Origin of the sequence: Streptomyces sp. NPDC002870, from assembly GCF_042888505.1 — a bacterium.
Lineage (GTDB): Bacteria > Actinomycetota > Actinomycetes > Streptomycetales > Streptomycetaceae > Streptomyces.
Genome location: NZ_JBIAPW010000027.1, coordinates 25,900 through 40,075, shown reverse-complemented (window position 1 = coordinate 40,075; position 14,176 = coordinate 25,900). Strand labels below are relative to the sequence as shown.

The following is a 14,176-nucleotide window of genomic DNA, read 5'->3' as shown; positions in this document are numbered from 1 at the left end:
CCATTGCACAAGGTTCAAAACGGGCATCGTTCGGCGCGGACGGGACCTTGAGGGCCAACGAAGTCGATCCGGAGTGGATTGTCCTGGATCAAGAGCTCGATCAGGGCAGAAGCGTCTAGGCGGGGTGAAAGGGACGTAACCCAGCACCGATTGCACGCCATGAGAACGTCCGGGGGTTTGCTTTCACTTGCCCAAGGCTCCCTGTCTCCAAAGTGCTTGGGAAATGCTACACAGTGTGAATAGTCTGCGAGTCTCCGGCACCATGCGCATGCGCTCCAGAAAGGCGCCTCATGACTGACCCGCACACGACGGGCCGCAGAAGAAGACGCCCCATAGCGTTCTTTCTCGCCCTCGGACTCCCGCTGACGGCCGTCACCACCCTGGCTCTTCCCACCGCGGCCGTGGCCGAAGACAGCGCCCCGCCGAACCCTCCCGCCTCCGAAGTCGAGGCGTATGCCATCGCCGCGAAGACCGGGCAGCGCGTGGAGATCCTCGACCGGCGTGAGGAGACCGCGGAGGTCTTCGCCAACCCCGACGGCACCACCACCCGCCGCCAGCACTCCACCCCCGTGTGGTCCCGCTACGAGGGAGTGTGGAAGAAGGCCGACGCCACGATCGTCCGGCACGCCGACGGCACGATCGGACCGGCCTCACCGGCCTTCGGCATCACCTTCTCCGGCGGCGGCACCGGCCCGCTGGCGACTATGACCAAGGACAGCAAGAGTCTGTCGCTGTCCTGGCCCAGCGCGCTTCCGCAGCCGGTCCTGGATGGCAACACAGCCCTGTACAAGTCAGTGCTGCCGGACGTAGACCTGAAGGTCATCGCCGAAGTCGACGGCTTCGCCGAACACCTGATCATCAACACCCCACAGGCCGCCGCGAACCCCGCGCTCAAGAGCATCCAACTCGGCATCGCCACCAAGGGTGTCACCCTCGCCGACGACGCCGGGGACAACCTGACCGCCAAAGACGCGGCCGGCAACGTCGTCTTCAGCGCCCCCCGCCCCAAGATGTGGGAGCAGCCGACCGCCGCCGAAGCGCAGCCGAAGGCCGCCGGGGCACGCGTAGCCGCTGCGGACACCGGCGATCAGCCGCAGACCGCGCCGGTAGGCGTCGACATCTCCGGCAACACGTTGACCCTGACCCCGGACCCCACGCTACTGGCCACCGCGGACCAGTTCCCGCTGGTGGTGGATCCGCCGTTCACCGGTGGCTATCGGGAGAAATGGGCCGTGGTGTACTCGGCGACCCCCGGTGAGGCGTACCCGAACGGGTCCGGCTGGCACTCCGGAACACCCAACGACGAGCCGCGGGTGGGCTTCAACGGCACAGGCAGGACGCGGTCGTTCTTCGCGATGAACACCAACGGCCTGGCAGGTGCTGACATCCTCGATGCGACCTTCGCCGTGGTCGAGACGCATTCCTGGGGATGCGACCCCGCGGCCGCGGGGCCGACCGAGCTGTGGTCCACCAACGGCATCACCACCACGCCCACCTGGAACACCAACAACTCATATTGGGCGGCCAATCTCGACTCCGACTCCTACGCCCACGGCAACCCCTACTACTGTGCGGGCAATCTCGGACACGATTACCGCTCCACCGCGCTGACGAACTACGTCCAGCAGGCGGCCGATGGCGGATGGGGAACGCTGACCCTCGGCCTGCGCGCCGCAAGCGGCTACGAGGGCGACACCGAGAGCTTCAAGCGGTTCACCAACAGCCCTGCTCTGGAAGTCACCTACAACTACAAGCCCGAGGTCTTGAGCTCCAAGGCCTACGAGGGTTCCTGGAGTCCGGGCGGTGACGGCAACAAGCCAGTGCCATGCGGTGACGTGATCGGCAACAGCGGCCTCGCTCTCACGGCAACACTCCGGGACAAGGACGGCGGAAAGGTCACCGGCGAGTTCTCCGTGACCACCCCCGGCGGCACCCCAGTGAACTGGAACGGCAAGCCCAACACCGACACCGTGTCGACCGGCCAGACGGCCTCGGTCACCGTGCCCTGGAACGCATTCACCAACGGGGGGTCATACATCTGGAGGGTCCGCGCCAAGGACGGAGAAGGCCCCACCAGCGACTACACCGCCCCCTGCGCCTTCACGGTCGACCGAAGCGGCCCCATCGAAGCCGTCACAGTGACGAACACCGACGGCACAGCGGCCAATCAAGCCACCGACAAGTACCCGGCCCGCGAGAGCGTCCAGCTGAAGCTCTACAACTCCGCCAACGACGTCGCAGGCTTCTGCTGGTCCATGGACGGATACCTGTCCGCCTCCAGTACCCGTTGCCACAACGGCACCTGGGTGAACGTCGGAGCCGACCGCCACACCGCCACCATCGACGTGATTCCCACCGGCTGGCCGAACAGCACGCTGCACGTGGTCGCCTACGACACCGCCGACAACCACTCCCCCCTCGACAACACGGTCGACGCGGTCACCCTCAGCACCAGCAAGTCCGAATTCGTCTACGCCGCAGGGAAGGACCCCGGCACCGGCCTTGCCCGCACCGATCTGCCCGGGGACCTGAACGGCGACGGTTACACCGACATGGTTGCCACCGACAACGAAAGCAAGCTGCGTCTGTACGCCGGAGACGGCACCGGCAAGGTCGCCGCCGCCCAAACCGTCGGAATCGGCGGCTGGACCGGCGCCCTCATCGCACACCGCGGCGACCTCCGCGGCTTCGCCAGCCCGACCGCGGAGCCGGACGGCTACGAAGACTTCGTGGTCCGTCTCAGCGACAACAAGCTCTACGTCTACGGCGGCACCGGCCTCGGCACCCCCGCCTTCGACACCCGCACCGAACTGGCCCACCCGAGCGTGGACACTGCCACAGACTGGCGCCGCCTCCGGCAAATCATCATGCCCGGTGACATCGACCGCAACACGATCGACGGCCACGTCGGAGGCAACGACCTCATCACCATCGAATGCACAGACGACTCTTGCACCAACGCCGCGCTGTGGCTCTACACCGGCAACACCATCGGCGACGCACAGTCCCATTCGCAGAAGCAGACCGAGCCGTTCGATCTGCACAACCGCGTCAACCTCGGCCTCGCCGGCTGGAAGGACTACACCAACCTCGCTGTCGGCGACCAGAACGGCGACGGCGTCCAGGACATCGTCGCCCGTGACCCCGCCACTGGCCAGCTCTACCTCTACCCCGGCCAGATCACCAGCGGTGTCTACTCCCTGGGCACCCGGTCCATCTACGGAAACGGCGACTGGGATATCCGCCCTCGCCTGGCCTCCCCCGGCAACGTGCAGGGAACGGTGACCACAGCCACCTACAGCGACCCCGACGCCGGCACCGACATCACCTACCGGCAGTTCCAGCCCAAGACCGGTGAAACCTACGGCGATCTGTGGGCCACCACACCGGCCGACCCCGACCTCGGCGTCCCCTACGTCGACGACACCGGCGCAGCCAAAACCACTACCTGCCCCACCGGCTGCCTGCTGTTCTACCCCGGCGGACCCACCACGCACCGAAGCCCCCGCCTAGTCGGTCTCGGCGCCTGGGCCACGCTCATCACCGGCATCTTTTAGAAGAAGCTCGTGCCGACCCCCACCCGCCACCAGGCACGAGCCGCGAGATGGGGTGCTCCTGGCATACCTCCAGGAGCACCCCCGCAAACAGCCCGAACAGCCCCTCGCCGGGCGTCGCCTGGTGCCCGAGCCTCACGTCTCAGGCAGCCGACGATGCCTCGGCCCACAGCATCGCCGTCCGGTAGCCAAATGCCGACCGGACAGCGCACGTGATCACCGATGGCCGTCCCATCGCGGCAGCACACCTGCCGCCCCATTCACTGAAGGACACACATGCTCAGACGTAAACGCCTCGGCCGCATAACGGCCGTCGGCGGATCCCTTGGAGCACTGGTCGCAGCCGCGGCAAGCATCCCAGCGGGACCGGCCTCCGCTCAGGATCTCGACATCGTTCACGTGAACGATGTCGTCCTGCGGCCGTCGAGTACCTGGGGGGCCAACGCGGCCATGCCCGGGGCCTACCTGGACGGCACCATGGTCTACGCATTCGCCACCAAGCCTCTCATCGGCCCCGCCGGTGACGGCGCCGGCCTGCCCGCAGGTGTCACCTTCGGGACACAGGAAGTCTGCAAGCCCACCCCGCAGGCCACGGCGGTATACCTGTGCAGGGTCGGCGGCACCGGTGGCCACGCCGGACCTCTCGTCAAGGTGTCACCGGATACGCCCCACAACACCATGGGCTACTACGGCGCGGTCTACGCACCAGCCGGCTCCGACCTCACCGCCGCGATTCAGGCCGCCCAGACCGCCGGTGCCACGCCTGAGGACAGCACACACGGAGCGGGCACGTTCACGGTCAAGACGCCCGAGCACGTCGCCCAGAACACGCTGGCCTTCAACACCCCCGACATCGAGGCCGGCAAGACCTCGCCCCAGACACTGCACGTCCACGCGGTCGATGGCGGACACTTGGACCTGTGGTTCGGCCCCGCGCCGGACCAGTACGGCTGGGACAGCCACGGCGTCGACATCCGCGTCACCGCGGTGACCGCCAGCGAGTCCGCCCAGTGCACGCACAAGACCGAGTCGCTCACCATGGGAATCGTCCTGATCCAGTGCGATCTGACGCCCGGTGACACCGACATCACCTACACCCTCACCTCGGCACCCGGCACCGAGAGCTGGCGCATCAACGCCCATGCACGCTACAAGGTCTATTCCTGGGGCCAGGACTACCTGACGGCAGACGCCGCCTTCGCCGTCGACGGACTTCCCGTGCGCGAGCGTCACACGCTCCTGGGCCGCGACAGCGCAGGCAAGCTGTGGCTCTACCACGGCACCGGCAACGCCACCGCGCCCTTCCGCGCTCGGAGCCTGATCGGCAGCGGCTGGCAGGGCTACAACGCTCTGACGAAACTGTCACCGCTGTCCGCGGACAGGTCCGCCGGTGACCTCGTTGCCCGCGACTCCTCCGGCGTCCTGTGGTACTACCGCAACGTAGACGGCGGGCCGTTCGCACCCCGCGCCCGCGTCGGCGCCGGCTGGAACATCTACAACCAGCTCACCGGGTCCGGTGACCTCAACGCCGATGGCAAGCCCGACCTCGTCGCCCGCGACACGACCGGCACCCTGTGGCTCTACCGCGGCACCGGCAGTGCCGCAGCGCCCTTCGCCGCCCGCACCAAAATCGGTCCCGGCTGGAACATCTACAAACAACTCGCGGGAACCGTCGACCTCACCGGCGATGGCCAGCCCGACCTCGTCGCCCGCGACACCACCGGCACCCTCTGGCTCTACCGCGGCACCAGCAGCGCGACGGCCCCCTTCGCCACCCGCACCAAAATCGGTCCCGGCTGGAACATCTACAGCCAGCTGGTAGCCACCGATGACCTCAACGCCGACGGCAAGCCCGACCTCGTCGCCCGCGACACCGCCGGGACGCTCTGGCTCTACCGCGGCATCGGCAGTACGGCGACGCCCTTCGCCACCCGCACCAAAATCGGCGCAGGCTGGAACATCTACAACACCCTGATCTGACCACTCGGCCGCTGGCGACCGACCGGCAGTCCTCTCTGGGCGCCGCCTAGCGTCACCCGACACCGTCGGTGACATACGGGACACAGCATGACGTCGGCCTTCACGCCCCCGACAGTGGCCGTGAAGGCCGACGTTTTGCGGCACGACCCTGCTTCGGAATCATGGCGACGCACCGCCCAGCCATGGTCCAGGAACCAAGATCACTTCGACGACAGACCCTGGGTACGGCCCCGCTGGGCCCCGCCACCGCACACCAGGGGCCGGCCTCCTCATTTGACCGGTGCCGATGGGATCAAGAAGATGGCCTCCAGGCGCAACCGCTCTCGTTCGCACCTGTTGGTGTCAGCCGTTGATGTCGGATCGCTAGAGCTGATCTCGCCACCACGGGGTGTCAGGAGAGTCGGCGCGGACAAACTTCGCTCGGGCCAGGATCTTGTTGTCGAGAGCCCACACGAGCTTGCGCAGCTCCCGGGCCGACTTCCTCGGCAACGCGTGCAGCATCTCTTCGAGGTGATCACGAAAGAACCCTGGACCGCACCCGCACTCGGGGATGCCGCACCGGGGCGCGGTGTATGGGTCCGCGATGCGCCTCAATGGGCCGCGGTACGACGTACCCCAACACTTCGCACCAGAAGCGAGCGAGACGCTCAGGTTCTGCGCAGTCAAAGGTGACTTGGAACTTCTTGATCGCTGACATCGGCGCACCGTAGCAGGCGGACTCTGCCGCACGTCTCCCCAGGTGGATCAGCCCGCCCCTCATCGCGCCCTGGGTCGCCTTGGACGCCAAACGATCAACCCAGACAGGCCACAGAACGACGCGACTGTCGTGGAGCCCACCGGTGGTCCCCGCGATCCAGTCCTGACCAACGACCCTGACGCTAAAGATCAGTTACGGGACAGCCCTTAGATTCCAAATGTAGGTTCGATACGTGAGTTTACGAGAAGCGATCGAGTACGTGCGGATACCTGCGTACGTGCCCCGGTGTCCCAGCCCAGGGGGCATCGTTAGGCAGGCCGCGACCGTCCCGGGCGGCGCGCCACGTGTGAGATGGCAGGAGGAGACCGGTGAGCGACCGCAGCGCCATTGAATGGACCGAGGCGACCTGGAATCCGACCACCGGCTGCGACCGCGTCTCTTCCGGCTGCGACAACTGCTACGCCCTGACTCTGGCGAAGCGCCTGAAGGCCATGGGCGCGGCGAAGTACCAGAACGATGGTGATCCGCGTACCTCAGGGCCGGGCTTCGACGTCACCCTTCATCCCGATTCGCTGGACGTTCCTTACGGGTGGAAGGGCCCTCGCACGGTGTTCGTGAACTCGATGTCCGACCTGTTCCACGCCCGGGTGCCGCTCGACTTCGTCCGCCAGGTCTTCCAGGTCGTGGCGGATACGCCGCAGCACACCTACCAGGTCCTCACGAAGCGGGCTCGGCGACTTCGGCAGGTCGCCCCGAAGCTCGACTGGCCGGACAACCTCTGGATGGGTGTTTCGGTGGAGACTGCGAAGGAGCTGGTGCGCGTCGACGATCTGCGTGAGGTTCCCGCTGCCGTGCGGTTTTTGTCCTGCGAGCCGCTGCTGGGGCCGCTGCCCGGCCTGAACCTGGACGGTATCCACTGGGTCATCGCCGGCGGCGAGTCCGGCCCGGGCCACCGGCCGCTCGACGAGCGGTGGGTCACCGAAGTCCGCGACACCTGCCAGGACGCTGGCGTCGCCTTCTTCTTCAAGCAGTGGGGCGGCCGCACCCCGAAGGCCGGCGGCCGACTCCTTGAGGGCCGGGCCTGGGACCAGATGCCGCTGCCGGTCGTGGCCTGACCACGACCGCTCGATGGGCCGGGCCCGGGCGGGGCCTGGCCAGAGGGGTCAGGCCGCGAGGTTCCCGGGGTATACGACGATGTCCCGGGTCTTCTTCACCCCCACCCCGTCGCTGGGAGTCCTGCCCTGCTCGTGCAGAAGCCGTACCGCCTGACGGACCACCGGGTCGGTGACCTGGCCGTAGAAGGGCCCGAAGATCTCCAGGGGGTAGTCGACCAACTTGACCGGACGCTGGGTCCGCACAAGCAGCTTGGCCAGGTTCTCGGCGATCACAGGCTTCGCCTTGGCCTCGATCTCCTTGGGATCCGGGCGCGTCACCGAGGCCTCCGAGAACAGCGCCATGTCGTCGCTCTCCTCGCGCTCTTCCAGCGTCTGCCACCACGTCGCACGAGCCCGGGCGACGGCGTCGCCGAACACCCACAGGCCGTAAGAGCTGCGGGTCGCGAACACCAGCCGGTACACCGCTCGCTTCCGAGGCGAGTGCGACACCGGCACTGACTGCACCAGCATGCCGGTACGCCGCTCCAGAAGGCGGGCGTACTCGGCCGCCACCGCCTCGATCGCGTCCTCGGCCGCACCATCCTTATCGCGAGATGCCATCGCATCGGCGAAGTAGTCCCGCCACCACGTCCCGCCGCACACTTCGTCGAACCGTTGGAGCGACTTCTCGTTACCCTTCGGGGAGCGGACGTGCCCGCCCAGGCGCCACACGGCCATCATGCTGAAGTTCATCAGCAGCTCGGTCGGGGGCCACTTGCCCCGACGCTTCCGGGCGAGGAGGTCGACGAGCCGGTTCTGCGGCAGGACAAGTCCACAGGGGTCAAGGAAGAGGAACAGCGGCTCTCGCACGGCCCGCTCGACGACTTGGTCGAGGACGCTGTCGGCCTCGCCGCGGTGGGCGTGTGCCTGCACCCCTCGAGCCAGGTACTGCTGGACAACCTCGTGTAGCCGGTCGAATGACTTCGACTGGGGCTCGGAAAAGAAGCACTCCAGTGTCAGCCCGGCCTGGTTGCGTAGGTATGAGGCGGCTCCCAGCGCGATCTCTGCGGATGCAGGCTCGCCGTTCTCGTAGCGGCCCTCGCCCGCGTATCCGTCGAGGTAGACCACGCGCTTGTCTTGCGACCGTGTGCCCGTCATCCCGCCGAACTGCGGCAGATACCGCTTGAGAAGATCGTGCTTGAACACGCTGGGCAGCGCCTTGTCCGCCCAGTAGTCCCCGCTTGTACCCGACGACATCCCCACCCCCAGGTCTGCAGTATCCGCCTGATCACAGATGGTGAAGCACGGCGCGGAGCCGAAGCAAGACCGGGGCGGGACTCACCGCGCCTGTCAGTACCGGCCAGCGCGAGAGTTTGGCGTGGACAGAGCCAAGTGGCTCTGTCCACCAGAACTCACGAACAGAACCACAAGGGGAGGAGTGTCAGCGGTGGCGTCTACCTTGTGATGAAGGGCGCGGGGCCGAGAACTCCTTGGAGGAGTCATGCCCTACCGCCGCGTCAACGCAGCACAGTTCATCGGACGCGTGCTTCCCGAGCCGTACGAGACTCCCCTCGCCGGCGAAGATTCTGATGCCACGCACTACCTGCTGGCCACCGTGCACGCCGACTTCTGCTGTCCCCCGTCCGGGCACTCAATCTCCTGGCAGACCTGCTACGACGCCGCCCAGATGCGGCCGCTGCCTCACAAGGCCAGCTTCCTTGTGGACCACCGCGGTGAGCCGAAGGCCATCCCCCATCACATCACCGGCGCTGCTGCGCGGCGGGCCCGCTCGGCGCAGCGGATCGCGGCCCGCATTCGACGAGAGGCCCGCCACATGCCGCTCGGCAACCAAGGTTGAGAGACAGGCCGGATCGTGGCGGCAGGCTGAGTAGCGCATTGGGTAGTGCAATTTCCCCAATTCCTGACGATGTTGGGCAGACGGCGGCCATGATGACCGCAGGGCTGTGACGCGACCGCGGAACTCGTCCTGGCTGTGGGGCGGCAATGGCGCGAAGTGCGAACCGAGGGGGCACGCACATGGCTGACTCGATTGAGGATTGGTACGCCCAGTACGACCTGCCCGGGGGCGACCTTACGAGGGCACCGAACTACTACTACTGCGAAGATGACGACCCCGTCCGCACCCCAGCAGGAGGGTCGTTCGTCTACGGGGCGCCCGAGCCGTACCGGGAAGATCCCCTCGACTGCGCTGGTTGTGGGCATACGCATCCCGAGAACCTTGACGAGCGAGGTCGCTGCCCCTACTGCCGCTGACGACGTGACAGGGAATCAGGGGGCGTCCCTAGGCCAGGGGCGAGTCGAACAGGTCCAGCTCGGCCTGTGTCGGGGCCTCGAACTGACTCTGGCAGCTTCTGAGCAGTTCGGTCGTCAGCACGACCGAGCCTGGCTCCTGGTTCCGCAGAGCGATGCGCCGCTTCAGTTCTTCCATCGGCACCTTGAGGTAGCGCAGTTCAACGTCGGCTCCGAGTTTGCGGGCTCGGAGCCGCTTTTCATCACGTTCCGCCCGTTCCCAGAAACCGTTCTCCAGGATCACAACGGCACCGGAAACCAGCAGCTCCTGAGCGTGCTGCCACAGGCGCCGCTCGACCCGGTCCCGAGCCTCACCGTCGAAGAGGTCGAAGCCCAGCCCCGCAAGCCACTCGTCCGGGCATAGACACACAGCGGACAGCTCGCGCTCCAGCCTCCTTGCCATCGTGGTCTTCCCGGCACCGGGAAGACCACACAGGAGTACCAGCCTTGGTCGTCGGTCGCCCATGCTCACCTGCCCCTCATCGAGCCTCGCGGAGATCATCGCTCCCGTCGCCACGAAGGAGAAGCGAGTTTCGCAGGCCCGCCAAGGAGGTCGCGCACTCAAGATCCGTTTTCGATACACGCCCTAGTAGGTACACGCCCTGCCGATCACAGCCACAGGGACCAGACACTGGCCCCGGTGCCAGCAAGTACACCGAGCAGCGTCAATCCCAGGGGCATGCCGATGTTGTCTGCGGCCTGCTGCAAGACATGGAACCTGATCAGCTCTCTCATGTAGAGCACGTCATTCCATGTCGAAGAGGGCGTCAGGATCGCGTTCCGCTGAGCATCCCGCTCCTCCCGAGGGAGCTCGGAAAGATTGAGAGTCTGAGCTTGTTCGAGACGATCGCGCAGGTCGACGAACTCGGAGCGTAGGTTCTTGGCGCCCCACGTCAGGCCGCCAAGGGTGAGCACCGCGCCCACGAACGTCAGTGCCGCGGCGGCAGCCCGGTCTCCCAGGAACAAACCCGAGAGCGGAGGCGCTCCGATGGCGGCGGCGAGTACGCCACTGAGGATCGCTATGCGTCTCAACTTCGAATGCCCCCTGCTGCTTGGACACCGTCAGAACGGAGCGTCGCCGTTGCCCTCAATGGTGATCTGGAACAGGCCCGCGGGGGAGCCCCGCCAGTCGGAGGTGTCGGGCCGGATGAACGCTGCCTCCTGGCCGTTTTCGAAGCGAAGTCGGCCCTGCCGCAGGTTGAGGAGTTCGGTCGAACGCTCGTGGGCGGGCACGGAAAGAGTGCCGCTCCAGACCGTATGGAGGCCAGCGGATCCCTTGTGAAGGTTCGCGGTGACGGGGAGTTCCCGGCCTTCGTCCGTTGTGAGGGTCGCGGACTCTCGAAGATTGCTCATGTCTGGAAAGCGTAGCGCTTGCCCCAGGCCGCGGCTTTGGTCCGCGGCTGGCCGCGGCCTTCCGCGTGCCATTGCCGTCCGCGGAGGACCCGGCCGCCCTGTGATGTATGCAGCGCCGCGTCTCACCTTCGGGCGGGGCGCTCTTTCGTGTTTCTTGATCACGGAACTACGGTGCACACCCCGGCATTTCGCCGGACCACGAGAGGGGACACCCATGTCGCGCACGCTGCGGATGCTCGGCACCAACTCCAAGACCGGCGAATGCCCCACCTTGTACGAGGACGTTGAGACTGGCGAGATCCTCGTGCAGGGCTACACCGTGACCGATCCGGAGGTGCTCGCGCAGATGGCGAACCCGCTGGAGGGTGAGTCGCTGGTCGTTGTCGACCGCGCTCTCCTCGTGAACTTCGCGCCGAAGGAGTGACGTTGGACGTCGTACCCGCCGCGGGCATCCTCGACTTCTTCCGGCACGGCTTCGAGCACACGGCTTGGCGGCTGGAGACCCGACGGTCCTACGCGGCCGACGAGGGCACCGAGGAGTACCGCCAGTTCCTCGTCGGCATCGCCCCGCCGAGCGACACCGACGGACCTTGGTTCGCCAACGCCCGTACGCAGACCGCGGCGGGCAAGCGCATCGAGCGTGTGCGGCTGGTCGACGAGCCCGCCACGGACAACCAGCGGTACCTACTGGCGACCACCCCGGACAACCTTGCCGCGGGCGAGGACATCCGGTACATGCTCCGCTCGAGAGCCCATGAGCTCGAGTTGCCGGCCTTCGACTTCTGGCTCTTCGACTCCCGCATCCTCGCCGTCTTCAACTGGGAGGACGCCGAGCGGCGCATGGGGTTGACTACCGACCCGCAAGCGGTCGCCCTCGCTTGCCAGGCACGCGATGCAGCCTGGCATTACGCGGAGCGGTACGAGACGTTCTCCGCGCGGGTACGTTCCGATGTGTGAGCACTGACTACCAGCAGGCCAGGCGAGCCCTCGGCGCGCGGCTACGCGAGCTGCGCACCGAGGCCGGGCTCACCGTCCGGGCCCTGGCCGCAGAGTGCGGGTGGGCACCGTCGAAGATTTCGAAGCTGGAGAACGGCAAGCAGACCGCTACCGGCGCCGACCTCGATGCGTGGGCCGCGGGCGTCGGCCGGCCCGAATCCGCGGCGGAGCTCCGGGGCCGTCTGGCCGGGCTGGAGTCGACGTACCGTTCGTGGCGGCGGCAGTTGGCCAGCGGGCATCGCGCGGTGCAGGACGCGCTCGGCGCGCAGCACGAGAGGACCACCATGTTCCGGGGCTTCACATCCGTCGTTCCCGGGGTGTTCCAGACCCCGGAGTACGCGCGTGCCGTGCTGTCCCGGTACGCCGAGCTGCACGGCGTGACGCGCGACATCAAGGCCGGGGTGACGTCCCGCCTGCGCCGCCAAGAGGGCCTGTACGTACCGGGCAAGAGGTACCGGCTGCTGATGGGCGAATCGGCGCTGTTCGCGCGTATCTGCTCGCCTGCCGTCCTCGCTGACCAGCTCGACCGGCTGATGTCCGTGAACGGCCTGAGCACGGTTGAGCTCGGCGTCATCCCGCTGACCGCGGATGTACGGGTCGCGGCGGGCGATGACTTCTGGATCCACGATGACCGGCTCGTCATCGCCGAGTCCTGGCACGCGGAGATGTGGCTCGACTCCCCGGAGGACGTCGCCCTGTACCGGAAGGTGTGGGACGCGCTCTCCGCGGGTGCGGTCCGCGGGCGGGATGCCCATCGGATCATCGCCCGCGCCCGGTCGTCGCTGATGGCTGCCTGAGCAACATCCCGCAACAGGCCGGAGCGGATGAGAAACACGGAGAAACACGCCGGATTCTGAGAAACAGTCCGGCCTACGGTCCTGGCCATGGACCCGAACACCCGCCCCTCGGGGGCCTCCGAAGCGGGAACGTCCCGGTGGTGCCAGTGGCACCGCGGCCCGACCAACGCCCCTCTTGGCGTGCTGATGGCTGAGACATCGTCCGGCCCGCCGATCCGCGTCACGGCGTGCGAGCCGTGCCGAGACCATGCTGCAGCGGCGGCAGAGGTGGCACTGCTTACGGCTATGTGGTCGGGGGCGTAGCGATGGCGACAGTGCCGTACACCACCCCTGGCCGCGTCGTAATCCCCTGCTACTGCTGGATCCGGAAGCCCGGCACCGAGACCCGCTGCACATTGAGCCCGGGACACCATGGCCCCCACTACTTCCATATCGGATTCATGGAGTGGCCGAACCGCGGACCGGAGCCACAGTGACCGCGCCCACCACCACCACCACCACCACCGCCGTGGCTGCGGACGGGAAGGCGCCAGCGTGCCGGATCGGCGAGTGCGGCGAGTGCCCCGGCCCTCGCGTCATACGCCTTGCGGGCGGCCCGGTGTGGGAGAAGCCGCTGGAGGAGCTGCGGTGCGGGTGCTCCTGCCACAGGGTGAGGCGCCGCCGATGATCTCCCGCTGGTGGCCGTCGCCGATCGGGCACCAGCGGGCTGGCCCCGCCCTGCCACCCGTCCCCCTGGGGCAGGCCAGGGCCGCAGACGGCCCCCGGAGCACATGCGCGTGTCCGCGCTCGGGGGCCGTCGCACATCTACGCTGCGGGGATGGCACCGATCGACATGGGCGACGCGCCCACCTGGATAGCCGGCGGGTTCGCAGCCATCGCGGCCTACTGCGCCTGGGGGACATTAAAGAGCCAGCGGCAACAGATCGGTGAACAGCAACAGTTCATCGCTGAGCAGTCAGCCACCCTCGCGCTGGAGCGATCTGAGTTGCGGGCCGTAGCCGAGAGCCGACGCCGCGCTCAAGCCGAGCTGGTGGAGATCACGCGGTCCCCAGTACTTCGGGTGTGGAATGGCAGTGGCGCACCATTGCGCGACGTTCAGATGATGTTCGGGACGCAGGCTGCTGACTCTGGCGCAGAGATCTTCTTCGCCCCTGGCATGAACTTCGGCAGGACCGGCGATCGGCAGGTGACTCCCGTTCCTGTCCTAGGTGCTGGGCGAACTTTCTCGTTCTCGGCAACGCCAGAGCCGGTTCGGGGAGAGCTGAGACGTCTGCTCTTCACTGACGATGCTGGTGTCCGTTGGAGCCTGGACGAGCACGGCGCGTTGGAGGAGATACCTCCCGAGCCGTCCAGCTAGGGCGCGGTGGGCATTTCTGCAACTGGGTGCATAAAGGG

12 protein-coding genes and 1 pseudogene are annotated in these 14,176 nt (G+C 67.1%); 8 read left to right on the top strand and 5 right to left on the bottom strand.

Annotation, left to right across the window (positions count from 1 at the left end):
• The first annotated feature begins 290 nt into the window (after nucleotides 1-290).
• Together ACFYWY_RS27470 and ACFYWY_RS27465 are read left to right on the top strand one after the other, a co-directional pair.
• Nucleotides 291-3,557 (top strand): FG-GAP repeat domain-containing protein, encoded by a 3,267-nt coding sequence (locus tag ACFYWY_RS27470; protein ID WP_389190701.1) that lies wholly within the window; start codon nucleotides 291-293, stop codon nucleotides 3,555-3,557.
• Nucleotides 3,558-3,953: 396 nt separating this feature from the next.
• Nucleotides 3,954-5,534: an FG-GAP repeat domain-containing protein gene (locus ACFYWY_RS27465; RefSeq protein WP_389190700.1), complete on the top strand. Its 1,581-nt coding sequence runs from the start codon at nucleotides 3,954-3,956 to the stop codon at nucleotides 5,532-5,534.
• 577 nt (nucleotides 5,535-6,111) lie between these two features.
• Here the strand turns inward: ACFYWY_RS27465 and ACFYWY_RS27460 are convergent.
• Nucleotides 6,112-6,231, bottom strand: a pseudogene (locus tag ACFYWY_RS27460) (VOC family protein); the annotation flags it as partial.
• A gap of 368 nt (nucleotides 6,232-6,599) precedes the next feature.
• Between ACFYWY_RS27460 and ACFYWY_RS27455 the strand changes: the two are divergent.
• Nucleotides 6,600-7,346 (top strand): DUF5131 family protein, encoded by a 747-nt coding sequence (locus tag ACFYWY_RS27455; protein WP_389190699.1) that lies wholly within the window; start codon nucleotides 6,600-6,602, stop codon nucleotides 7,344-7,346.
• A gap of 48 nt (nucleotides 7,347-7,394) precedes the next feature.
• On the opposite strand, the gene tcmP is transcribed toward ACFYWY_RS27455, so the two are convergent.
• Nucleotides 7,395-8,582 carry a three-Cys-motif partner protein TcmP gene (gene tcmP / locus ACFYWY_RS27450; RefSeq protein ID WP_389190698.1) on the bottom strand — a complete coding sequence of 396 codons (1,188 nt, stop codon included), beginning with the start codon at nucleotides 8,580-8,582 and terminating at the stop codon, nucleotides 7,395-7,397.
• 244 nt (nucleotides 8,583-8,826) lie between these two features.
• Here tcmP and ACFYWY_RS27445 point away from each other — a divergent pair, with 244 nt between their 5' ends.
• Complete coding sequence (locus ACFYWY_RS27445) at nucleotides 8,827-9,183, top strand: hypothetical protein (protein WP_389190697.1); 357 nt, start codon at nucleotides 8,827-8,829, stop codon at nucleotides 9,181-9,183.
• A 444-nt stretch (nucleotides 9,184-9,627) separates the two neighbouring features.
• On the opposite strand, the gene ACFYWY_RS27440 is transcribed toward ACFYWY_RS27445, so the two are convergent.
• The 3 genes from ACFYWY_RS27440 to ACFYWY_RS27430 form a co-directional block, all read right to left on the bottom strand.
• On the bottom strand, nucleotides 9,628-10,152 hold the full coding sequence (locus ACFYWY_RS27440) for an AAA family ATPase (RefSeq protein ID WP_389190696.1): 525 nt from the start codon (nucleotides 10,150-10,152) through the stop codon (nucleotides 9,628-9,630).
• A 92-nt stretch (nucleotides 10,153-10,244) separates the two neighbouring features.
• A complete protein-coding gene (locus ACFYWY_RS27435; RefSeq protein WP_389190695.1) occupies nucleotides 10,245-10,601 on the bottom strand; it encodes a hypothetical protein in 357 nt (118 codons plus the stop codon).
• Nucleotides 10,602-10,697: 96 nt separating this feature from the next.
• Nucleotides 10,698-10,988, bottom strand: coding sequence for a hypothetical protein (locus ACFYWY_RS27430; protein ID WP_389190694.1), 291 nt, complete (start codon nucleotides 10,986-10,988; stop codon nucleotides 10,698-10,700).
• A gap of 214 nt (nucleotides 10,989-11,202) precedes the next feature.
• On the opposite strand from ACFYWY_RS27430, the gene ACFYWY_RS27425 reads away from it, so the two are divergent.
• The 4 genes from ACFYWY_RS27425 to ACFYWY_RS27410 all read left to right on the top strand — a co-directional run bounded on the left by ACFYWY_RS27425 (nucleotide 11,203) and on the right by ACFYWY_RS27410 (nucleotide 14,138).
• Nucleotides 11,203-11,412, top strand: coding sequence for a hypothetical protein (locus ACFYWY_RS27425; protein ID WP_389190693.1), 210 nt, complete (start codon nucleotides 11,203-11,205; stop codon nucleotides 11,410-11,412).
• A gap of 2 nt (nucleotides 11,413-11,414) precedes the next feature.
• On the top strand, nucleotides 11,415-11,945 hold the full coding sequence (locus ACFYWY_RS27420) for a DUF6879 family protein (protein ID WP_389190692.1): 531 nt from the start codon (nucleotides 11,415-11,417) through the stop codon (nucleotides 11,943-11,945).
• Nucleotides 11,942-12,781, top strand: a complete 840-nt coding sequence (locus ACFYWY_RS27415) for a helix-turn-helix domain-containing protein (protein ID WP_389190691.1) — start codon at nucleotides 11,942-11,944, stop codon at nucleotides 12,779-12,781. Before ACFYWY_RS27420 ends, ACFYWY_RS27415 begins: the two co-directional genes overlap by 4 nt.
• A gap of 817 nt (nucleotides 12,782-13,598) precedes the next feature.
• Nucleotides 13,599-14,138 carry a hypothetical protein gene (locus ACFYWY_RS27410; RefSeq protein ID WP_389190690.1) on the top strand — a complete coding sequence of 180 codons (540 nt, stop codon included), beginning with the start codon at nucleotides 13,599-13,601 and terminating at the stop codon, nucleotides 14,136-14,138.
• Nucleotides 14,139-14,176 lie beyond the last annotated feature (38 nt).

Coding starts and splice junctions, on each gene's coding strand:
- ACFYWY_RS27430 (WP_389190694.1), bottom strand. CDS start 10,988: ATGAGCAATCTTCGAGAGTCCGCGACCCTCACAACGGACGAAGGCCGG.
- ACFYWY_RS27470 (WP_389190701.1), top strand. CDS start 291: ATGACTGACCCGCACACGACGGGCCGCAGAAGAAGACGCCCCATAGCG.
- ACFYWY_RS27445 (WP_389190697.1), top strand. CDS start 8,827: ATGCCCTACCGCCGCGTCAACGCAGCACAGTTCATCGGACGCGTGCTT.
- ACFYWY_RS27425 (WP_389190693.1), top strand. CDS start 11,203: ATGTCGCGCACGCTGCGGATGCTCGGCACCAACTCCAAGACCGGCGAA.
- ACFYWY_RS27410 (WP_389190690.1), top strand. CDS start 13,599: ATGGCACCGATCGACATGGGCGACGCGCCCACCTGGATAGCCGGCGGG.
- tcmP (WP_389190698.1), bottom strand. CDS start 8,582: ATGTCGTCGGGTACAAGCGGGGACTACTGGGCGGACAAGGCGCTGCCC.